Origin of the sequence: Mycobacterium sp. SMC-4 (assembly GCF_025263265.1) — a bacterium.
Taxonomy (GTDB): Bacteria; Actinomycetota; Actinomycetes; order Mycobacteriales; family Mycobacteriaceae; genus Mycobacterium.
The window spans coordinates 3,503,845-3,524,216 of record NZ_CP079869.1 but is presented as its reverse complement, the minus strand read 5'-3'; the positions used below and the strand labels follow the sequence as shown (position 1 = coordinate 3,524,216).

20 protein-coding genes are annotated in these 20,372 nt (G+C 67.6%); 14 read left to right on the top strand and 6 right to left on the bottom strand.

Annotation, left to right across the window (positions count from 1 at the left end):
- Positions 1-7: 7 nt before the first annotated feature.
- The 6 genes from ndk to proB all read left to right on the top strand — a co-directional run bounded on the left by ndk (position 8) and on the right by proB (position 7,054).
- Entirely contained in the window at positions 8-418 is a 411-nt protein-coding gene (ndk, locus tag KXD98_RS16660) for a nucleoside-diphosphate kinase (RefSeq protein WP_260759474.1), read from the top strand.
- Between the two features lie 355 nt (positions 419-773).
- Positions 774-3,647, top strand: a complete 2,874-nt coding sequence (locus KXD98_RS16655; RefSeq protein ID WP_396881472.1) for an Rne/Rng family ribonuclease — start codon at positions 774-776, stop codon at positions 3,645-3,647.
- 156 nt (positions 3,648-3,803) lie between these two features.
- A complete protein-coding gene (gene rplU / locus KXD98_RS16650) occupies positions 3,804-4,127 on the top strand; it encodes a 50S ribosomal protein L21 (RefSeq protein WP_260759472.1) in 324 nt (107 codons plus the stop codon).
- 17 nt (positions 4,128-4,144) lie between these two features.
- Entirely contained in the window at positions 4,145-4,411 is a 267-nt protein-coding gene (gene rpmA / locus KXD98_RS16645; protein ID WP_260759471.1) for a 50S ribosomal protein L27, read from the top strand.
- 85 nt (positions 4,412-4,496) lie between these two features.
- Entirely contained in the window at positions 4,497-5,936 is a 1,440-nt protein-coding gene (obgE, locus tag KXD98_RS16640; RefSeq protein WP_260759470.1) for a GTPase ObgE, read from the top strand.
- Between the two features lie 2 nt (positions 5,937-5,938).
- Positions 5,939-7,054, top strand: a complete 1,116-nt coding sequence (gene proB / locus KXD98_RS16635; RefSeq protein WP_260765251.1) for a glutamate 5-kinase — start codon at positions 5,939-5,941, stop codon at positions 7,052-7,054.
- Positions 7,055-7,094: 40 nt separating this feature from the next.
- On the opposite strand, the gene KXD98_RS16630 is transcribed toward proB, so the two are convergent.
- From KXD98_RS16630 to KXD98_RS16615, 4 genes are all read right to left on the bottom strand, one after another.
- On the bottom strand, positions 7,095-8,375 hold the full coding sequence (locus KXD98_RS16630; RefSeq protein ID WP_260759469.1) for an HNH endonuclease signature motif containing protein: 1,281 nt from the start codon (positions 8,373-8,375) through the stop codon (positions 7,095-7,097).
- Between the two features lie 44 nt (positions 8,376-8,419).
- Positions 8,420-8,980, bottom strand: a complete 561-nt coding sequence (locus tag KXD98_RS16625; protein WP_260759468.1) for a hypothetical protein — start codon at positions 8,978-8,980, stop codon at positions 8,420-8,422.
- Positions 8,981-9,051: 71 nt separating this feature from the next.
- Complete coding sequence (locus KXD98_RS16620; protein WP_260759467.1) at positions 9,052-9,897, bottom strand: NAD-dependent protein deacetylase; 846 nt, start codon at positions 9,895-9,897, stop codon at positions 9,052-9,054.
- Positions 9,898-9,920: 23 nt separating this feature from the next.
- The gene (locus tag KXD98_RS16615) at positions 9,921-10,460 is read right to left on the bottom strand and encodes a cysteine hydrolase family protein (protein WP_260759466.1); all 540 of its coding nucleotides are present in this window, start codon (positions 10,458-10,460) and stop codon (positions 9,921-9,923) included.
- Between the two features lie 43 nt (positions 10,461-10,503).
- Here KXD98_RS16615 and KXD98_RS16610 point away from each other — a divergent pair, with 43 nt between their 5' ends.
- Positions 10,504-12,546 (top strand): NAD(+) synthase, encoded by a 2,043-nt coding sequence (locus KXD98_RS16610; RefSeq protein ID WP_260759465.1) that lies wholly within the window; start codon positions 10,504-10,506, stop codon positions 12,544-12,546.
- An 11-nt stretch (positions 12,547-12,557) separates the two neighbouring features.
- On the opposite strand, the gene KXD98_RS16605 is transcribed toward KXD98_RS16610, so the two are convergent.
- Both KXD98_RS16605 and KXD98_RS16600 read right to left on the bottom strand, forming a co-directional pair.
- A complete protein-coding gene (locus KXD98_RS16605; RefSeq protein WP_260759464.1) occupies positions 12,558-13,376 on the bottom strand; it encodes an enoyl-CoA hydratase/isomerase family protein in 819 nt (272 codons plus the stop codon).
- Entirely contained in the window at positions 13,345-14,253 is a 909-nt protein-coding gene (locus KXD98_RS16600) for a ribokinase (RefSeq protein WP_260759463.1), read from the bottom strand. Before KXD98_RS16600 ends, KXD98_RS16605 begins: the two co-directional genes overlap by 32 nt.
- A 68-nt stretch (positions 14,254-14,321) precedes the next feature.
- Between KXD98_RS16600 and KXD98_RS16595 the strand changes: the two genes are divergently transcribed.
- Genes KXD98_RS16595 through octT form a run of 7 tightly spaced genes read left to right on the top strand, consistent with a single transcriptional unit; the run spans position 14,322 to position 20,366 of the window.
- A complete protein-coding gene (locus tag KXD98_RS16595) occupies positions 14,322-15,569 on the top strand; it encodes a glutamate-5-semialdehyde dehydrogenase (protein ID WP_260759462.1) in 1,248 nt (415 codons plus the stop codon).
- Between the two features lie 16 nt (positions 15,570-15,585).
- Positions 15,586-16,482, top strand: a complete 897-nt coding sequence (locus KXD98_RS16590) for a MoxR family ATPase (protein ID WP_260759461.1) — start codon at positions 15,586-15,588, stop codon at positions 16,480-16,482.
- Positions 16,482-17,918 (top strand): VWA domain-containing protein, encoded by a 1,437-nt coding sequence (locus KXD98_RS16585; protein ID WP_260759460.1) that lies wholly within the window; start codon positions 16,482-16,484, stop codon positions 17,916-17,918. Before KXD98_RS16590 ends, KXD98_RS16585 begins: the two co-directional genes overlap by 1 nt.
- Positions 17,919-17,968: 50 nt before the next feature.
- On the top strand, positions 17,969-18,583 hold the full coding sequence (nadD, locus tag KXD98_RS16580) for a nicotinate-nucleotide adenylyltransferase (RefSeq protein WP_260759459.1): 615 nt from the start codon (positions 17,969-17,971) through the stop codon (positions 18,581-18,583).
- A complete protein-coding gene (gene rsfS / locus KXD98_RS16575) occupies positions 18,580-18,963 on the top strand; it encodes a ribosome silencing factor (RefSeq protein WP_260765250.1) in 384 nt (127 codons plus the stop codon). Before nadD ends, rsfS begins: the two co-directional genes overlap by 4 nt.
- Positions 18,960-19,631 carry a glucosyl-3-phosphoglycerate phosphatase gene (gene gpgP / locus KXD98_RS16570; RefSeq protein ID WP_260759458.1) on the top strand — a complete coding sequence of 224 codons (672 nt, stop codon included), beginning with the start codon at positions 18,960-18,962 and terminating at the stop codon, positions 19,629-19,631. Before rsfS ends, gpgP begins: the two co-directional genes overlap by 4 nt.
- The gene (gene octT, locus KXD98_RS16565) at positions 19,632-20,366 is read left to right on the top strand and encodes a diglucosylglycerate octanoyltransferase (protein ID WP_260759457.1); all 735 of its coding nucleotides are present in this window, start codon (positions 19,632-19,634) and stop codon (positions 20,364-20,366) included.
- Positions 20,367-20,372 lie beyond the last annotated feature (6 nt).

Sequence of the window (20,372 nt, the reverse complement as noted above, 5' to 3'; positions counted from 1 at the left end):
GTCGGCCGTGACTGAGCGAACCCTGGTTCTGATCAAGCCCGACGGTGTGCAGCGCCGGCTCGTCGGGGAGGTCATCAGCAGAATCGAAGCCAAAGGCCTGACCATCGTCGCGCTCGAGCTCAAGAACGTCAGCGAGGACCTGGCGCGCGCTCACTACGCCGAACACGACGGCAAACCGTTCTTCGGGTCTCTGCTGGAGTTCATCACCTCGGGTCCGGTTGTGGCCGCGGTCCTGGAGGGGCCACGCGCGATCGCAGCGTTCCGCCAGCTGGCCGGCGGCACCGATCCCGTCGAGAAGGCCGTGCCCGGCACCATTCGCGGTGACCTCGGGCTGGAGACGCAGTTCAACCTGGTGCACGGTTCGGACTCGCCCGAGTCGGCGGCGCGCGAAATCGCGCTCTGGTTCCCCGGGAGCTAGGGCGCGACAGCGTCGAGGGCCAGGGCCCAACGGCGTCGTCACCGACGCGACAGACCCGGCCTGAACGGTTCACTCGTTGTGGTGTGGGATACTGGGCGAGGGTGACCGTCCCGACAGACCCGGGTCGGCTACCCGAATGAAGACTTCGACGAGCGCGACCACCGGTGACGCGGTGCGGCGCGGACCCGTCCAGCCATCATTCAGACCGGCACCGAGCTACATCCCGCGGGATCTACTCGGAGCAAGACCATAACGAGTTCGGGAGTACCGAGAAATCGGAGCTCGGACGCCAAATCGGTAGCCCTCGCGTGGCCGCGTCAGCATGACGACGCGCCCGGGGGCTTGAGGAGAATACGTGGCCGACAATGAGAATTCTGCAGTCCCGACCCACGACCTCCCGGAAGAGACACAGCAACCTGCTGCCTCTGCCGGTGGAGTCAAGGAAGCGCCGCCGGAACGGTTGAGAGTCCATTCGCTGGCCCGGGTGCTCGGCACCACGAGCAGGCGGATCATCGACGCGCTGGTCGAACTCGACGGCAGGGCGCGCAGTGCGCACTCGACAGTCGGCCGCGAGGAAGCCGACCGGGTGCGGGAGGTCCTCGCCCAGCCGGAAGCCGAGCCGGTCGCGGTCGATGCCGCCGCCGACGAAGCGGTTGACTCCGCTGTCGACGAACCCCGACAGCCCGTCGAGGCCCCCGAGCAGGCCGAGGCCCCTGAGCAGGCCGAGCAAGAGCCGGAGTCTCGGCTGATACTGGAGGCACCGGCAGCGCCGGCCGCTGAGCCCGCCGACTACCTGCCGTTGTTCGTCGCTCCGCAGCCCGTGCGGTTCGATGACCGCCACACCGGGGCCGATGACTCTGACGACGAGGACTCTGACGACGACGACTCCGACGACGACGCCGACTCCGACGACGACCAGAGTGGACGTCCGGCGGGCGCGGCCAAACGGCGTCGGCGTGGTCGGCGGGGGCGTGGCCGGGGGCGCGGCGAGCAGAATGGTGAGGACGCGCCGTCCGACGGCGACGGTGATTCCCAGGCCGAGTCTGACTCCGACGACGAGGACAGCGACGACGACGACGACGGCAACGGCGGCGACGGGACCACCCGGCGGCGGCGCCGTCGGCGACGCCGCAAATCCGGCTCCGGTAACGACAACGACAGCAGCGGCTCGTCCGATGATCCGCCCAACACGGTCGTCCACGAGCGCGAGCCCCGCAAGAACGACCGCGGCGACAAGAACACTGCCGACCCCGACGCGATCCAGGGGATCAGCGGATCCACCCGGCTCGAAGCCAAACGGCAGCGTCGCCGCGATGGGCGCGACGCGGGCCGTCGGCGCCCGCCCATCCTGTCCGAGGCCGAGTTCCTGGCGCGCCGGGAGGCCGTGGAACGGACCATGATCGTGCGCGACAAGGTTCGAACCGAACCGCCGCACGAGGGAGCCCGTTACACCCAGATCGCGGTTCTGGAGGACGGCGTGGTCGTCGAGCACTTCGTCACCTCGGCGTCGTCGGCGTCGCTGGTCGGCAACATCTACCTCGGCATCGTGCAGAATGTGCTGCCCTCGATGGAGGCGGCGTTCGTCGACATCGGCCGCGGCCGTAACGGTGTGCTCTACGCCGGTGAGGTGAACTGGGAAGCTGCCGGCCTGGGCGGGCAGAACCGCAAGATCGAACAGGCCCTCAAACCGGGCGACTACGTCGTCGTTCAGGTCAGTAAGGACCCTGTCGGCCACAAGGGTGCCCGGCTGACCACTCAGGTCAGTCTGGCCGGTCGCTACCTGGTCTACGTGCCCGGTGCGTCATCGACCGGGATCAGCCGCAAACTGCCCGACACCGAGCGCCAGCGACTCAAGGAGATACTGCGCGAGGTGGTGCCGTCGGACGCCGGGGTGATCATCCGCACCGCCTCCGAAGGCGTCAAGGAAGACGACATCCGCACCGACGTCGAGCGGCTGCAGAAGCGCTGGGGCGAGGTCGAGGCCAAAGCCGCCGAGATCACCGCGAAGAAGGCCGGTGCCGCGGTGGCCCTCTACGAAGAGCCCGATGTGCTGGTCAAGGTCATTCGCGACCTGTTCAACGAGGATTTCTCCGGGTTGATCGTCTCCGGTGACGAGGCATGGAAGACGATCAACGACTACGTCGAAGCCGTGGCTCCCGAGTTGATGCCGAGGCTGACCAAGTACGAACCTGCGGCCGCGGATGCCCCCGACGTGTTCGCCGTGCACCGCATCGACGAGCAGCTGACCAAAGCGATGGACCGCAAGGTGTGGTTGCCCTCCGGCGGCACGCTGGTGATCGACCGCACTGAGGCAATGACCGTCGTGGACGTCAACACCGGCAAGTTCACCGGCTCAGGTGGCAATCTCGAACAGACCGTCACTCGCAACAACCTGGAGGCGGCCGAGGAGATCGTGCGGCAGCTGCGGTTGCGCGACATCGGCGGCATCGTGGTCATCGACTTCATCGACATGGTGCTGGAATCCAACCGTGACCTGGTGTTGCGCCGGTTGACCGAGGCGCTGGCCCGCGACCGGACCCGCCACCAGGTCTCCGAGGTGACCTCGCTGGGGCTGGTGCAGCTGACCCGCAAGCGGCTCGGCACCGGGCTCATCGAGGCGTTCTCCACACCGTGTACGCACTGCGCCGGGCGTGGCATCGTGCTACATGGCGATCCGGTTGACTCGAACTCGTCGGGTGGCGGACGTAAGTCCGAGTCCGGTGGCGGCCGCCGCGGCAAGCGTGGCAAGCGCGGCGCCCGCGAGCAGGAGGTCCAGGTCGCCAAACTGCCCTCGCACAGCCCCGGTGACCACCCGATGTTCAAGGCGATGGCCGCCGCCAACGGCAAGCACGAGGACGACGACGAGTCCGGGGATGCTGCAGTAGACGTCGCCGAGCTCGAACCGGACACCATCCGCCGGGCGGTCGGCAGGGATACCGACGACGCCGATGACACCGACGACGACACCGATGATGACTCTGACGACGACACCGATGAGGACGAGATCGACCTCGACGACGACGAGGAAGAGATCGAGGACGACATCGACGTCGTCGACTCCGATGATGATTCGGACGACGAGGACGATTCGGACGACGAGGATGATTCGGACGACGAGTCTGAGGACACGGAGGACGAGTCCGACGACGAGCCGGTCGTCGCGGCCCGCCCCGGTCGACAGCGCCGGCGCGCCGCTGCTCGCCCGGCCGGACCACCCAGCCAGGACTGAGCGGTTTGATTCTCCAGCCGCTGGTCACGTAACCTTGAACAGTTGTCTCCAGGTCCGGCCCCCGGTCGGCCGGAGAGCGGGATGTTCCCGCACCCAGACCCGCACGCACACCCTCGGGTGATGCGCGCCCGCACGCGAAGCAGAGGAAGACCAACGATGGCAGCGCAAACAGCCACGTACGCGATCGTGAAGACCGGCGGCAAGCAGTACAAGGTGGCGGCCGGCGACATCGTCAAGGTGGAGAAGCTCGACGTCGAGCCCGGTTCCTCGGTCTCGCTGCCCGTGGCGCTGGTGGTTGATGGCGCGAAGGTGACCACCGACGCCAAGGCGCTGGAGAAGGTCGCCGTCACCGGCGAGGTGCTCGAACACACCAAGGGCCCCAAGATCCGGATCCACAAGTTCAAGAACAAGACCGGCTATCACAAGCGCCAGGGCCACCGTCAGCAGCTGACGGTGCTCAAGGTCACCGGCATCAAGTAACGACGGGAGCGAGAGAGATGGCACACAAGAAGGGCGCTTCGAGCTCACGCAACGGTCGCGATTCCGCCGCCCAGCGACTGGGCGTCAAGCGGTTCGGCGGCCAGGTCGTCAAGGCCGGCGAGATCCTGGTCCGCCAGCGCGGGACCCATTTCCACCCCGGCGTCAACGTCGGGCGTGGTGGTGACGACACCCTGTTCGCGACGGCACCGGGTGCTGTGGAGTTCGGCACGAAGCGCGGCCGCAAGTTCGTCAACATCGTCCGCGTCACCCGCAGCGAGGCCTGACTTCCGCGTCGAGATCGCCGTTTTGCTCGCAGGGCTCTCGCACATCGCCCGCAAAACGTAGATTTCGTCATGGAAAGGTAGTCCGATGCCCCGGTTCATCGACCGCGTCGTGGTCCACGCGCGGGCCGGTAATGGTGGCAACGGGTGCGCCTCGGTGCACCGCGAGAAGTTCAAGCCGCTGGGTGGTCCCGACGGCGGTAACGGTGGCCGGGGCGGAAGTGTGGTTTTCGTCGTCGATCCGCAGGTGCACACCCTGCTCGACTTCCACTTCCATCCCAACGTCGTCGCGCCGTCCGGCAAGCAGGGCGCCGGTAGCAACCGGGACGGAGCTGCCGGTTCAGACCTGGAGGTGAAAGTCCCCGACGGGACGGTCGTGCTCGACGAGAAGGGTCGGCTGCTGGCCGACCTCGTCGGAGCCGGCACCAGGTTCGAAGCCGCGGCCGGTGGGCGCGGCGGACTGGGAAACGCCGCGCTGGCCTCGCGGGCCCGCAAAGCCCCCGGATTCGCATTGCTCGGCGAGAAAGGGGAGACGCGCGAGCTGACGCTGGAACTGAAGACGGTCGCCGACGTCGGGCTGGTCGGTTTCCCGTCGGCCGGTAAGTCTTCGTTGGTCTCGGCGATCTCGGCGGCCAAACCGAAGATTGCCGATTATCCGTTCACCACGTTGGTCCCCAACCTGGGTGTGGTCTCGGCCGGGGAGCACACCTTCACCGTCGCCGACGTCCCCGGACTGATCCCGGGCGCGTCCGAAGGCCGCGGGCTGGGACTGGATTTCTTGCGTCACATCGAGCGGTGCGCGGTGTTGGTGCACGTCGTCGACTGCGCCACGCTCGAGCCCGACCGTGACCCGATCTCCGACATTGAGGCGCTCGAAGCCGAGTTGGCTGCCTACACCCCGACGCTGCAGGGCGACTCCGCGCTCGGCGACCTCGCGCAGCGACCACGTGCGGTGGTACTGAACAAGATCGACGTTCCCGATGCGCGCGAACTTGCCGATTTCGTTCGCGCGGAAGTCTCCGAGAAATTCGGGTGGCGGGTGTTCGAGGTCTCTGCAGTGACACGAGAAGGTTTGCGACCGTTGATTTTCGGGCTGTGGGAGATGGTCTCGGCATATCGGGCGGCCCAGCCCGAGGTGGTGGCGCGCCGACCGGTGATCCGACCGATTCCTGTTGACGAGACGGCATTTTCGGTGCAGCCCGACGGCGACGGTGGCTTCGTCGTCTCCGGGACCCGCCCGCAGCGTTGGGTGGCGCAGACCAACTTCGACAACGATGAGGCTGTCGGCTATCTCGGTGACCGGCTGGCCCGGCTCGGGGTGGAGGACGAGCTGCTCAAGCTCGGTGCCACGCCCGGATGTGCGGTCACGATCGGTGATATGACCTTCGACTGGGAGCCGCAGACGCCGGCCGGTGTGGATGTCCCCATGTCGGGGCGCGGCACCGATGCTCGCCTGGAACAGACCGGACGGATCTCCGCTGACGAGCGGAAGGCTGCCCGCAAAGCTCGTCGGGAGAGCGACGGGTGAGCGTGGAGTCCATCCACCGCGCGGCTATCCGCAACGCGCGTTCGGTGGTCGTCAAGATCGGCACCACGGCGCTGACCACTCAGTCGGGCAAGTTCGACGCCAGCCGGCTGCAAAATCTGGCCGACGCGATCGAGGCCCGGATGCAGTCCGGTTCCGATGTGGTCATCGTGTCCTCGGGCGCGATCGCCGCAGGCATCGAGCCCCTGGGTCTGACCCGGCGCCCCACGGACCTGGCCACCAAGCAGGCTGCCGCCAGCGTGGGGCAGGTGGCGCTGGTGAACACCTGGAGCGCCGCGTTCGCGCACTACCAGCGAACCGTGGGGCAGGTCCTGCTGACCGCGCACGACATCTCGATGCGGGCCCAACATACCAACGCCGCGCGGACGTTGGATAGGCTGCGCGCCCTGCATGCCGTGGCGATTGTCAACGAAAACGACACGGTGGCCACCAACGAGATTCGGTTCGGTGACAACGACCGGCTCTCGGCGTTGGTGGCTCATCTGGTCGGGGCCGATGCGTTGATCTTGCTGTCGGACATCGACGGCCTCTACGACGGAGATCCGCGCAAGGCGTCGGAGGACAATCCGGCGCGTTTCATCCCCGAGGTCAGCGGCCCGGCCGACCTAGTCGGGGTGACCGCCGGTCGCGGCAGCAGCCTGGGCACCGGGGGAATGGTCTCCAAACTCTCTTCGGCACTGTTGGCCTCCGACGCCGGTGTGCCCGTGCTGCTGGCTGCGGCGGCCGACGCGGCCACCGCGTTGACCGACGCGTCGGTGGGCACGGTGTTCGCGCCACGCGCTACCCGGATGTCCTCGCGCCGGTTCTGGGTGCGTTATGCCGCCGAGGCGTCAGGAACGCTGACTCTCGACGACGGTGCCGTCAACGCTGTTGTGCGTCAGCGCCGCTCGTTGTTGCCGGCTGGTATCACGGCGCTGTCGGGCCGGTTCTACGGTGGCGACGTGGTCGAGTTGCGGGCGCAGGACTCGGCGTTGGTGGGCCGGGGTGTGGTCGCCTACGACGCCACCGAGCTGGCGGGCATGCTAGGCCGCTCCACCTCGGAGTTGCCTACCGAGATGCGCCGCCCTGTGGTGCACGCCGACGATCTGGTGCCTGCCTGACGCGGTCAATGTGGTTCTGGCGCAACAGGTGTTGCCGGGCCTAGTTGGTGTGGGTGGGTGGGGGTGGTTGGTAGGGGTCGTACCACCACCAGTGGGCGCGTTCGCCGGTCGGGCCGGGGTAGGGCGCCACGTCGGGTGCGGTGGTGGTGGGTGGTCGGGCCAGTGATCCGGGGTGCAGTGTTTGGCCGGTGGCGTCGGTGACGGTGATGTTGTGTCCTGTGCCGGTGATGGTGATGGCCCCGCGGTGATGGGCGCGGTGATGCCAGGGACACAGCAGCACCAGGTTGTCCAGGTCGGTGGGTCCGCCGTCTTCCCAGTGCCGGAGGTGATGGGCATGCAGGCCGCGGGTGGCCCCGCACCCGGGTACCGCGCAGGTGGGGTGGCGATACTCCAGGGCGCGGCGCAGTCGGCGGCTGATGGTGCGGGTGGTGCGCCCGGACCCGATCAGCTGACCGTCGCGTTCGAACCACACCTGGGCGGTGGCGTCACAACCGAGATACTGCCGCTCGGCGTCGGAGAGCAGCGGACCCAGATGCAGTGAGCTGAGCTTGTCGGTGACATCGACATGCACGATCACGGTGGTGTGCTGCCCGTGCGGGCGGGCCGCCACCTCGGCATCCCATCCGGCCTCGACCAACGCCATCAACGCATCCACCCGGGTGGGCATCGGCGGCCGGGCAGCCGACCCGTCGGTGTCGGGGTCGGTGCTGTCGTCGCTGGTGTCGATGGTGTGGTCGCGTTTCCAGTCAGCGATCAGCCCGTCGTGCTGGGATGCCAGCCCGGCTTCGAGTTTCGCTGATTCGATGGTCGGCAGCCAGATGGTCCAGCAGGTCATGTCCCCGTTGACCCGCGTACTGATCGACGGCCTCGGCTGTGGACGTGGATCGGGGTCGGGTCGGGGTTCGAGTTTGATGGCGGTGCGCAGCTGGGTGACCGTGGCGCTCTGGGCCAGCTCGGCGTAATGCTCGTCCGAGCCCGCACCGGCGCGTTGGGCGATCACCGCGACCTGATCCAGCGACAACCGACCCTCCCGCAACCCCGTCACGCAGCGCGGGAACTCGGTGAGCCGGTCGGCGATCGCCACCATGGACGTGGCGTTGTTCGGGGAGACACCGGTTTTCCAGGCCACCAACGCCGCCACCGACCGACACCCGGTGATGCACCACAACCCGTCACGGTCGATCTCGGCGACGATCTGCACCAGACGGCCATCGATGGCATTGCGCTGCCCACACAACTCGGCGACCTCATCGAACAACACCGCCAACCGCTCCGCCGGAGACCCGACGTCGGCCCCGCTGTCCGTTGCGACCGAAGACATGAACCCATGATCGCACCGGGGTCTGACAAAAAGGTGTATCCGGCTCAGCCAGAGTGCTTTTCGGCGAGCGAAGCCAGCTTATCCCAAAGTGCCTTGATCTTCTGAAGTCTTTTTTCGGCGTCGTCGATGGCGTCGTTGTCGGCATGCCGCACGGTGACGCCGTTCGCTTTGGCAGTCTGGATCAAGGTTTCGCGCACCGCCGGATCCGCCATCAACAGGGTGGGCAACACGCCTGCGGCCAAGGTGCGGTTGCGCAACCTCGCCTTGTAGTTCACCTCGGCCGGAATCTGCACCTCGAACACAGTCTTGAGCGGCCCACCGGCTACGACGACCAGCGCAGTCAGCGCCGCGTCAGAGGCCAGCCCGATCGCAAGTCGGCGCCCCGGGAACCGGGGCAGCGGCAGCTTGCCGACTTGCTTGTCCAATGCCCCGGACACGAGATACCCGACGAGACTGTGGGTTTCGATGTCCTTAACATCGGACCAAGCGACGGAATCCCCGTCGAACTCCACCGAGTCGTCGCTGATGACCAGCGCGCCGAAATGATTGAGGTGACGCAGCGCCGCGTCCAGCGGCTCGGGTGCCCGACTGATGCGCGCCGCCAACTCCCCGAGACCCAACCCCCAGCGTCCGTGCACCGGTCCGGTGGGGGGACGCAGCCGCGCCAGTGGTGTCGTCACGCGCTCAGCTCCGGGGCGGCTGGGGCAGGCAGTTCGTCGGCCAGCAACGCAAGCATGGGTGAGCAACCGTTGTCGATCTTGACCGAGGCCAGATCGTCGCCGCGGGTGCGACCGCGGTTGATGATCGCCACCGGGATACCACGAGCGCAGGCGTGGCGGACGAATCGGTAGCCCGAATACACCGTCAGTGACGAACCCGCGACCAGCAGCGCATCGGCATGGTCGACCATCGAATACGCAACATCCACGCGGGCTTTGGGGACGCTTTCGCCGAAGTAGACGATGTCGGGCTTGAGCATTCCGCCACACTCGGGGCAATCGACGATCCGAAAGCCCGCGGTGTCGTCGAGCATCGCATCGGCGTCGGGTGCCACCGCGATGGCGCCCACCGACTCAGCACGTTCCAGAAAACCCGGATTGGCTGCGTCGAGCAGGTCGTGCAGCGCCGAGCGAGACATCCGGTGCCCGCATTCCAGGCACACCACCCGCGCGTAGGTGCCGTGCAGGTCCACTACGGCGTGGCTGCCGGCCTTGGTATGCAGAAGGTCCACGTTCTGGGTGATCAGGCCGGTGACCACGCCGGCCCGTTCGAGTGCCGCCAGCGCTCGGTGGCCGGCGTTGGGCCGCTTGTCGTCCATGTGCCGCCAGCCGACGTGGTTGCGCGCCCAGTAACGCTGGCGAAAAGTCGGGTCCGAGGTGAACTGACGGATCGTCATCGGGTTGCTCGGCGGCGAGTCGGGCCCGCGGTAGTCGGGGATGCCAGAGTCGGTGGACATGCCCGCGCCCGTCAGCACCGCCACGCGGCGGCCCCGCAGCAGTGCAACCAGTTCAGGTGATTCCACGTCCCCCACAGTAGGCATCGGCGTCAGGGCAGGCACTCGGCAGCCGCCACGACCTCGGCGTCCATGTTGCGTTCCATCATCTGCAGCGCTGCCTCACCCAGACCGGCATCGATGTGGGCCACCCCATCCCGCGGCACCACCACCGGAAAATGGCGCACATACGCGTCCAGCGCGGTGTAGAGAATGCACTGCTCGGTGACCTGCCCGGTCAACACCAAGCGGCGGGGCTCGAGCTGGTTGAGCAGGTAAGCCAGCGACGTCGCATAGAACGCGCTGTGCCGCACCTTGGTCATGAATCGGCAGCCGTCGTCGGGCTCGATGGGTTTGACCAGCTCAGGCCGGGCACCGTTGAGCGCGTTGGTGACCAGGTCACCGAACTCGGTGGAGAAGTCGCCGTAGTTGTCGTTGACGTAGATGAGGTCGACGTCGTCGCGCCGACGAGCCTCGGCGACCAGTTTCGACAGCGGATCGATGATCGCGGCGACGTTGTCGGCAAGCACCTCGGCATCCTCGTGCTGGTAGGTGTTCATCATGTCGACGACCAGCACCACGGTGTCACTCATGGCCACGTGCATACCCCGTTTGGTTTACGGGCAACAATGAGGCATGGATTTCTACTCCGCCTACCGCCATGGCTTCGTGCGCGTGGCCGCGTGCACCCACCACACCGCCCTGGCCGACCCAATCGGCAACGCGGAGACGGTGCTGGACGTCGCGCGCCGATGCCACGACGACAGTGTGGCTGTGGCGGTGTTCCCGGAGCTGAATCTGACGGGGTACTCCATCGAGGACATCGTGATGCAGGATGCCCTGCTGGAGGCGGCCGAACGGGCGGTGCTGTCGGTGGTCGCCGGGTCGGTCGACCTGATGCCGGTGCTGGTGGTCGGAGCGCCACTGCGCCACCGCAATCGGATCTACAACACCGCAGTGGTGATCCACAAGGGTCGGGTGCTCGGTGTGGTGCCCAAGTCCTATCTGCCGACCTACCGGGAGTTCTACGAGAAGCGACAGTACGCGTCCGGTCATGACGAGGCCGGCGAAATCCGGCTCGGCGGCGCCGACGTGCCGTTCGGGCCCGATCTGCTGTTCGCGGCCGAGGATATCCCCGCGTTCGTGCTGCATGTCGAGGTCTGCGAGGACATGTTCGTCCCGATACCGCCCAGCGCCGAGGCAGCCCTGGCCGGTGCGACGGTGTTGGCCAACCTGTCGGGCAGTCCGATCACCATCGGCCGCAGCGAGGACCGCTGCCTACTGGCGCGGTCGGCGTCGTCGCGCTGCCTGGCCGCCTACGTGTACGCCGCGGCCGGGGAGGGCGAGTCCACCACCGACCTGGCCTGGGACGGACAGACCATGGTCTGGGAGAACGGGGTGTGTCTGGCGCAGTCCGAGCGGTTCCCGAAAGGCGAGCGCCGGTCGGTGGCCGACGTCGACGTCGAGCTGCTGCGCAACGAACGCATCCGGATGGGGACCTTCGACGACAACCGGCGCCAGCACCTGATCGACGACGATTCCTTCCGGCGGATCGAATTCCGGGTCGATCCACCGGCCGAGGACATCGGATTGCGTCGCGAGGTGGAGCGCTTCCCGTTCGTGCCGGCTGACCCGGCCCGATTGGAGCAGGACTGCTACGAGGCTTACAACATCCAGGTCTCCGGGCTCGAGCAGAGGTTGCGCGTGCTGGATTACCCGAAGATCGTGCTCGGCCTGTCGGGTGGCCTCGACTCCACCCATGCGCTGATCGTCGCCGCCCGGGCGATGGACCGTGAGCAGCGGCCCCGCAGCGACATCCTGGCGTTCACGCTGCCCGGGTTCGCCACCGGCGACCGCACCCGCAACAACGCGACCCGGCTCGCCGAGGCGCTCGGTGTGACCTTTCAGACCATCGACATCTCGTCGACGGCGCAGCTGATGCTTTCCGAGATGGATCACCCGTTCGCCCGCGGCGAGGAGGTCTACGACGTGACCTTCGAGAACGTCCAGGCCGGCCTGCGTACCGACTATCTGTTCCGGCTGGCCAACCAGCGCGGCGGGATCGTGTTGGGCACCGGTGACCTGTCCGAGCTGGCGCTGGGCTGGTCGACCTACGGCGTCGGTGACCAGATGTCGCACTACAACGTCAACGGCGGGGTGCCCAAGACGTTGATCCAGCACCTGATTCGCTGGGTGATCTCGTCACATCAGTTCGACGACGCGGTCAACGAGGTTTTACAGTCGGTGCTCGACACCGAGATCAGTCCCGAGCTGGTGCCCGCAGGCGAGGACGAGGAGATCCAGAGCAGCGAAAGCAAGGTGGGACCTTATGTCCTGCAAGACTTTTCGCTGTTCCAGGTGCTTCGCTACGGGTTCCGGCCGTCGAAGGTGGCGTTCCTGGCGTGGCACGCCTGGAGTGACCCGCAGCGCGGGGACTGGCCGCCAGGGTTGCCGGAGGACGAGCGGCCATCGTTCTCGCTGAAGGAGATCCGGCACTGGCTGCAGGTCTTCGCCCAGCGGTTCTACTCGTTCAGCCAGTTCAAGCGTTCGGCACTGCCGAACGGCCCGAAGGTCTCCGCCGGCGGCTCACTGTCGCCGCGCGGTGACTGGCGCGCCCCGTCGGACATGTCCGCGCGGACGTGGCTCGACGAGATCGAGCGCTCAGTTCCGCAGAGCTGACGCGCCGACGCTCACAACCGCCCGTCGATGCGCAGACCCGGATGAACCCAATTCGGTGACCGACGTTCTTTGAACGCCAGGAACCCTTCGATGGACTCCGGTGCACCCAGGCTGGCCTGCATCCCGATGCGGTCGTAGAGCCCGAGGTAGTTGTCCAGGCTGGCCTTGACGACGCTGCGAGCGTGCGGTGCGGTGCGACAGCACTGGGCCAGCACCTCCCGCGCGGCGCCGGGCAGCTCCTCGTGGGGCACCACCCGGGCCACCAGACCCCAGTCCAGCGCCTCGGCCGCGGTCAGCGTGCGGCCGGTGAACATCAGGTCGCGGGTACGCACCGGCCCGATGAGACGGGCCAGCATGTGGCTGTAGTAGGTGTCGGCGATCCCGCGGAAGAGTTCGGGCACCCGAAAGGTCGCCCGGTCGCTGACCACCGCGATGTCCGAGCACAGCGCGATCTGTAGTCCACCGCCCTGACACAACCCGTTCACCGCAGCGACCACCGGTTTGGTGGATTGGCGCAGCGTCTCGAACGGGGTCACGTCCATGCCCAGCGCCGAGCCGAACGTCAACCAGTTGTCCGAGCCGTCCCCGCCGCCCATGTCGCCGCCGGGGGCGAAGACGTCCCCGGTGCCGGTGATCAGCAGACCCGCCAGATCCGGGTCGGCATCGACGTGGCGTACCGCGTAACGGATGCCGAAGTACATCGCCGGCGTCATCGCGTTGCGGGCCTCGGGGCGGTCCAGTGTGCACACCCCGAACCCGGATTCCCGGGTGAAGCGCAGAAACGGGGTACCGAGCCAATCACCCTCGGGTGGTCGGGGCGCGCTGGTCATCGGGACCTCCTGTCAGGGCGTTGTCGATCGCCTTACTGTAGGGGGCGCAGTCACCGGCCCCGGACACCAGTGTGGCCAATGCTCCGGCAGCACATGCTCGGCGCAAGGCGAGCTTGGGGCCGGCCAGCCACCCCGCTGCCAGTACCCCGGCGAACACATCACCGGCGCCCGTCGTATCGACCGGTTGCACCACGGGCGCCGGCACCTCCCGGATACGCCCGTCACTGATGTGGCGGGCCCCGTGCGCGCCACGGGTGACCACCAGGTGCTCGACGCGCAGGCGGTCATCGTCGAGCCAGCGCGGCGCCTCGTTCTCGTTGACGACGACCACGTCGGTGTGCGCGGCCAGCTCCGCGAGACCTGCGGGGTCGCCTCCGGCCGGCGACGCGTTGACCAGCACCACGGCTCCGGCGGCACGCGCCCAGCGCGCTGCCGCGACCGCTGTCGACAGCGGTATTTCGAGCTGCGTCAACATGACGTCTGCCCCGGTGACCGCGGCACGCAGCCCGGGCGAATCTACGCCGAAATGGGCGTTGGCCCCGGGCGCGACCACGATCGAGTTCTCGGCGGCCGAGTCGACGACGATCGCCGCGCATCCGCTCGGGCCTGGCACCGTGCTCACCCCGGACAGGTCCACGCCGTTGTCGCGGAGGTGGGACCGCAGTTCGTCGGCGGCGGTGTCGGTCCCCACTGCGGCGACCAGTGCCACATCGGCGCCGGCGCGGGCCGCGGCGACCGCCTGATTGCCACCCTTGCCACCCGGTGCGGTGATCAGGTCCGCGGCCATCACCGTCTGGCCCGGACGCGGCAGCGCGCCGACGGAGAAGATCAGGTCGGCGTTGAGGCTGCCGACCACGCACACTCGCGTCACACTCACAAACGGTAGCGTTCGACAACCGTCACCCTTGCCGACGAGGCGGTCCGAAGACCCGATACCCTGGCCTGATGAGTGTGCAGGCACCATCAGCACCTGATCTGCGCGAGCAGGTCCACGAGGCAGCCCGGCGCGCCCGCAGCGCCGCCCGCGTGCTGGCCACCCTGAGTACCGAGGTGAAGAACCGCGCGCTGCGCACGGCTGCCGACCATGTGTTGATGAACACCCGCGTCATCCTCGACGCCAATGAGGCCGACCTGGACGTCGCCCGTGGTGCCGGCACACCCGCGGCGATGCTCGACCGGCTGGCGCTGAACCCGAGCAGGATCGAGGGCATCGCCGACGGTCTTCGCCAGGTCGCCGGCCTGCCCGACCCGGTCGGGGAGGTGCTGCGCGGCAGCACCCTGGTCAACGGTCTGCAGCTGCGTCAGCAGCGGGTGCCGCTCGGGGTGGTCGGGATCGTCTACGAAGGTCGGCCCAATGTCACCGTCGATGCGTTCGGACTGACGTTGAAGTCGAGTAACGCGGTGCTGCTGCGCGGCAGCTCCTCGGCCGCGCAGTCCAACGAAGCGCTGGTCAATGCACTGCGAGCGGCGCTGGCCAGCGAGCAACTCGACTGTGACGCTGTGCAACTGCTGCCCAGCGCCGACCGGGCGTCGGTCACCCACCTCATTCAGGCCCGCGGACTGGTGGACGTAGTCATCCCGCGCGGCGGGGCCGGCCTGATCGATGCGGTGGTGCGCGACGCCCAGGTGCCCACCATCGAGACGGGCGTGGGGAACTGCCATGTCTACGTGGACAAGTCCGCCGACTTCGACATGGCCGAGAAGATTCTGCTGAACGCCAAGACCCGCCGCCCCAGTGTGTGCAACGCCGCGGAGACGGTTCTGGTCGACGCCGCCATCGCCGACATCGCGGTGCCTCGGCTGACGGCCGCGCTGCAGGAGGCCGGGGTGACCGTGCACGCCGATCCGTCCGAGGACGAGTTGCGCGCCGAGTTCCTCTCGATGGACATCGCGCTGGCCGTCGTCGACGGTGTCGACGGGGCCATCGCGCACGTCAACGACTACGGCACCGGACACACCGAAGCCATCGTCACCACCGATCTCGCTGCCGCGCAACGGTTCACCGAACGCGTCGATGCCGCCGCGGTGATGGTGAACGCTTCTACCGCGTTCACCGACGGAGAACAGTTCGGCTTCGGTGCCGAGATCGGCATCTCCACCCAGAAACTGCACGCGCGTGGCCCGATGGGGTTGCCAGAGCTGACCTCGACCAAATGGATCGTGTGGGGCGACGGCCACACCCGTCCGGCCTAGGAGAAGGAGAAGACCTGTGAGTCTCCCCGCGCACACCGTGCCGCTGTTCGCCGACATCGACGACGTCGCCAAGCGGCTGGCCGAAACCGGGTATCTGCCCGACACCGCCACCGCGACCGCGGTCTTCCTCGCTGATCGGTTGGGCAAGCCGCTGCTGGTGGAAGGGCCCGCCGGGGTCGGCAAGACCGAACTGGCCCGGGCCATCGCACAGTCGACCGGTTCGGAGCTGGTGCGGCTGCAGTGCTACGAGGGAGTCGACGAGGCCCGCGCACTCTACGAGTGGAACCACGCCAAGCAGATCCTGCGCATCCAGGCTGGGAACGCGGGCGCCGGGGGCGACGGTGAAGCCTGGGATCGCACCAGAGACGACGTCTTCTCCGAGGAGTTCCTGCTCAGCCGGCCGCTGCTGACCGCCATTCGGCGCACCGACCCGACGGTGTTGCTGATCGACGAGACCGACAAGGCCGACATCGAGATCGAGGGCCTGCTGCTGGAGGTGCTCAGTGATTTCGCGGTGACCGTGCCCGAGCTGGGCACCATCACCGCGCAGCGTCGTCCGCTGGTGGTGCTGACCTCCAACGCCACCCGGGAACTCTCTGAGGCGCTCAAGCGGCGCTGTCTGTTCTTGCACATCGACTTCCCCGACCCCGACCTGGAGCGGCGCATCCTGTTGTCGCGGGTGCCGGAGTTGCCGGCGCACCTGGCCGACGAGCTGGTCCGCATCATCGGCGTGCTGCGCGGCATGGCGCTGAAGAAGTTGCCGTCGGTGGCCGAGACGATCGACTGGGGTCGCACCATCCTGGCGCTGGGCCTGGACACCATCGACGACGAGCTCATCGCCGCCACCCTGGGCGTCGTCCTCAAGCACCAGTCCGACCAGATCAAGGCCGCCGGGGAGCTGAGGCTGAACTGATGGCCGTCCGCCGCACCAGCCCGCCTCAGCCCCTGGCTCCGCACGGAATCCCCGGGCACCTCGTCGAGTTCGTCGAAGCGCTTCGGGCACAAGGTATTTCGGTGGGTCCATCGGAAACCGTGGATGCCGGCCGGGTGATGGCTACGCTGGGGCTGGGGGACCGCCAGGTGCTGCGGGAGGGTATCGCGTGTGCGGTGCTGCGCCGCCCGGATCACCGCGAGACCTACGATGTGCTGTTCGACCTCTACTTCCCGGCGGCGCTGGGCGTCAAGACGGTGCTCGATGAAGATTCCGACTCCGAGGACGGCCTTCCGCCCGAGGACATCGAGGCGCTGCGCCAGGCGCTGGTCGATATGCTCAGCGACAACGAGGAATTGGCCAATCTCGACGAACGGTTGGCCGCAATGATCGCCCAGATCGTGGAGGCCTATGGGCGTTACAACTCCAGTCGCGGGCCGTCCTACTCGTCGTATCAGGCACTCAAAGCGGTGAGTCTGGACGACCTGGAAGGTCGGCTGCTGGCCGGGTTGCTGGCACCTTACGGTGACGAACCCACCCCGACGCAGGAGCAGATCGCTAAAGCTCTTGCTGCCCAGCGCATCACGCAACTTCGCCGAATGGTCGAAGCGGAGACCAAACGCCGTACCGCCGAACAGCTCGGTCGTAACCACGTTCAGACCTACGGGGTGCCGCAGCTGGCCGAGAACGTCGAGTTCCTGCGGGCCTCGGGCGAACAGCTGCGCCAGATGCGCCGAGTCGTCGCCCCGCTGGCACGCACGCTGGCGACCCGGCTGGCCGCGCGGCGGCGCCGCTCCCGCGCCGGGGAGATCGACCTGCGCAAGACGCTGCGCAAGTCGATGTCCACCGGCGGCGTCCCGATCGACGTAGTGCTCAAGAAGCCACATCCGGCCCGACCCGAGCTGGTGGTGCTCTGCGACGTGTCCGGCTCGGTGGCCGGCTTCAGCCACTTCACGTTGCTGCTGGTGCACGCGCTGCGCCAGCAGTTCTCCCGGGTTCGGGTCTTCGCCTTCATCGACACCACCGATGAGGTCACCGAGTTGTTCGGTCCGGAGGCTGATCTCGCGGTGGCCGTACAACGGATCACCCGCGAGGCAGGGGTCTACACCCGCGACGGTCACTCCGACTACGGCCACGCGTTCGTGTCGTTTCTGGACAAGTATCCGAATGTGCTGTCCCCGCGCAGCGCGCTGCTGATCCTCGGCGACGGGCGCAACAACTACCGCAACCCCGAGACCGAGTTGCTCGCCCACATGGTCAATGCGAGCCGGCATGCGCACTGGCTCAACCCGGAGCCCCGCCACCTGTGGGGCAGTGGGGATTCGGCGGTGCCGCGCTACGAGGACCTGATCACGATGCACGAGTGCCGGTCGGCCAAGCAGCTGGCGTCGGTGATCGACGCGCTGCTGCCGGTCTGACGGCGATGTCGGGGCAAGGAGAGGGTCGACAGCGCAGAAGGCTCGGCGTGATGGGCGGCACATTCGACCCCATCCACAACGGGCACCTGGTGGCGGCCAGTGAGGTCGCCGACCTGTTCGAACTCGACGAAGTGGTTTTCGTCCCGACCGGTCAGCCCTGGCAGAAGCGCAGCGGGGGTGTCACCGCGGCCGAGGACCGCTATCTGATGACGGTGATCGCGACCGCGTCCAACCCGCGATTCTCGGTCAGCAGGGTCGACATCGACCGTGGCGGGCCCACCTACACCAAGGACACGCTGCGGGACCTGCGGGCCGCCAACCCGGACGCCGACCTGTACTTCATCACCGGTGCTGATGCGCTGGCCTCCATCCTGTCGTGGCAGAACTGGGAGGACATGTTCTCGATCGCCAGCTTCATCGGTGTCAGCCGACCGGGCTACGAACTCGACGGCAGCCACATCACCGCTGCGATGGCCGAACTGCCCTCTGATGCGCTGCACCTCGTCGAGGTGCCGGCACTGGCGATTTCGTCGACCGACTGCCGGGTGCGCGCCGGGCAGTCGCGGCCCATCTGGTACCTGGTCCCCGACGGTGTGGTGCAGTATGTCGCCAAGCGCAATCTATATCGCAACTCCAGCAACGCAGGACAAGGAGAGCATCCCTGACCGCCACACAGGAAGCCATCGAGATGGCACGGATCGCCGCGCGAGCAGCGGCAGCCAAACTCGCCGAGGATGTCGTCGTGATCGACGTGTCCAGTCAGTTGGTGATCACCGACTGCTTCGTTATCGCGTCGGGGTCCAACGACCGGCAGGTCAACGCCATCGTCGACGAGGTCGAGGAGAAGATGCGGCAGGCGGGCTACAAGCCGGCCCGGCGCGAGGGCACCCGTGAAGGGCGGTGGACACTGCTGGACTACGTGGACATCGTGGTACACGTCCAGCACGCCGACGAACGCGAGTTCTACGCGCTCGACCGGCTCTGGCGGGACTGCCCGACGGTCGAAGTGGATCTCAGCGCCGACCGCGCGGAGGGCGGTCCATGACGATCCGCCGTCTGGTCATGCTGCGCCACGGGCAAACCGAGTACAACGCCGGCAGCCGCATGCAGGGTCAGCTCGACACCGAGCTCAGCGACCTGGGCCGGGATCAGGCCATTGCGGCGGCGGAGTCGCTGGCCAAACGGCAGCCGCTGCTGATCGTGTCATCGGACCTGCGCCGCGCGCTCGACACCGCGGTCGCCCTCGGTGACCGCAGCGGCCTTCCCGTCGGCATCGACACCCGGCTGCGGGAAACCCACCTGGGCGACTGGCAGGGGATGACTCACCTGGAGGTGGATGCCGCCGCACCTGGAGCCAGACTCGCATGGCGCGAGGACGCGCGTTGGGCACCGCACGGCGGTGAGAGCCGTGTCGACGTCGCCGCACGCGGCGTGCCGTTGGTCCGTGAACTGGTCGCGGGGCAGATCGAATGGGGTCGGGACGACCGGCCGGTGATCTTGGTCGCGCACGGCGGACTGATCGCGGCTTTGACCGCGGCGCTGCTGGACCTACCGGTGGACAACTGGCCGGTGCTGGGTGGCATGGGCAACGCCAGCTGGGTGCAGTTGGCCGGGCATACCCGCACCGGCGGCGCCGGGGCGTCGTTCGACGACATCCGGTGGCGGCTGGACGTGTGGAACGCATCGGCGCAGGTCGCGGGGGACGTACTGTAGATGACCGCACCGCGCCGGACCCTGCTGATCTTCTGCGACTCGCTGTCCTATTACGGACCGACCGGCGGGCTGCCGTCAGATGATCCCAGGATCTGGCCGAATATCGTTGCCCGACAACTTGACTGGGACGTGGAGCTGATCGGTCGGATCGGCTGGACGAGTCGTGACGTGTGGTGGGCGGCCACCCAGGATCCGCGCTCGTGGGCCGCACTGCCGCGCGCCGGAGCGGTGATCTTCGCCACTTCGGGGATGGACTCGCTGCCCTCGCCGTTGCCCACCGCGCTGCGCGAGCTCATTCGCTATGTCCGACCGACTCGGCTGCGACGCTGGGCCCGGGACGGTTACGGCTGGGTGCAACCGCGGCTCTCGCCGGTGGCGCGGGCCGCACTGCCACCGCACCTGACCGTCGAATACCTCGAGATGACCCGGGCAGCCATCGACTTCAACCGGCCCGGCATCCCGGTGGTGGCGTCGCTGCCGTCGGTGCACATCGCGCCGACCTACGGGATGGCCCACCATGGTCGGGCCGGTACCGTCGCGGCGATCACTGCATGGGCGGGCGCCCACGGTGTGCCGCTGGTTGACCTCAAAGCCGCGGTCGAGGACGAGGTGCTCGGCGGGCGGGGCAACCCCGATGGGATCCACTGGAACTTCGAGGCTCATCAGGCGGTCGCCGACCTGATGGTCAAAGGCCTGGCCGAAGCTGGTGTGCAGGTATCTGATTCGCATGGATGACCGACC

Bases quoted from the DNA above. Each gene is read 5' to 3' on its own strand.
- KXD98_RS16615 (WP_260759466.1), bottom strand. From the start codon at position 10,460: ATGAGTGACACCGTGGTGCTGGTCGTCGACATGATGAACACCTACCAG.
- gpgP (WP_260759458.1), top strand. From the start codon at position 18,960: ATGACGATCCGCCGTCTGGTCATGCTGCGCCACGGGCAAACCGAGTAC.
- rplU (WP_260759472.1), top strand. From the start codon at position 3,804: ATGGCAGCGCAAACAGCCACGTACGCGATCGTGAAGACCGGCGGCAAG.
- KXD98_RS16605 (WP_260759464.1), bottom strand. From the start codon at position 13,376: ATGACCAGCGCGCCCCGACCACCCGAGGGTGATTGGCTCGGTACCCCG.
- KXD98_RS16595 (WP_260759462.1), top strand. From the start codon at position 14,322: ATGAGTGTGCAGGCACCATCAGCACCTGATCTGCGCGAGCAGGTCCAC.
- KXD98_RS16585 (WP_260759460.1), top strand. From the start codon at position 16,482: ATGGCCGTCCGCCGCACCAGCCCGCCTCAGCCCCTGGCTCCGCACGGA.
- KXD98_RS16610 (WP_260759465.1), top strand. From the start codon at position 10,504: ATGGATTTCTACTCCGCCTACCGCCATGGCTTCGTGCGCGTGGCCGCG.
- octT (WP_260759457.1), top strand. From the start codon at position 19,632: ATGACCGCACCGCGCCGGACCCTGCTGATCTTCTGCGACTCGCTGTCC.
- KXD98_RS16630 (WP_260759469.1), bottom strand. From the start codon at position 8,375: ATGTCTTCGGTCGCAACGGACAGCGGGGCCGACGTCGGGTCTCCGGCG.
- obgE (WP_260759470.1), top strand. From the start codon at position 4,497: ATGCCCCGGTTCATCGACCGCGTCGTGGTCCACGCGCGGGCCGGTAAT.
- rpmA (WP_260759471.1), top strand. From the start codon at position 4,145: ATGGCACACAAGAAGGGCGCTTCGAGCTCACGCAACGGTCGCGATTCC.
- nadD (WP_260759459.1), top strand. From the start codon at position 17,969: ATGGGCGGCACATTCGACCCCATCCACAACGGGCACCTGGTGGCGGCC.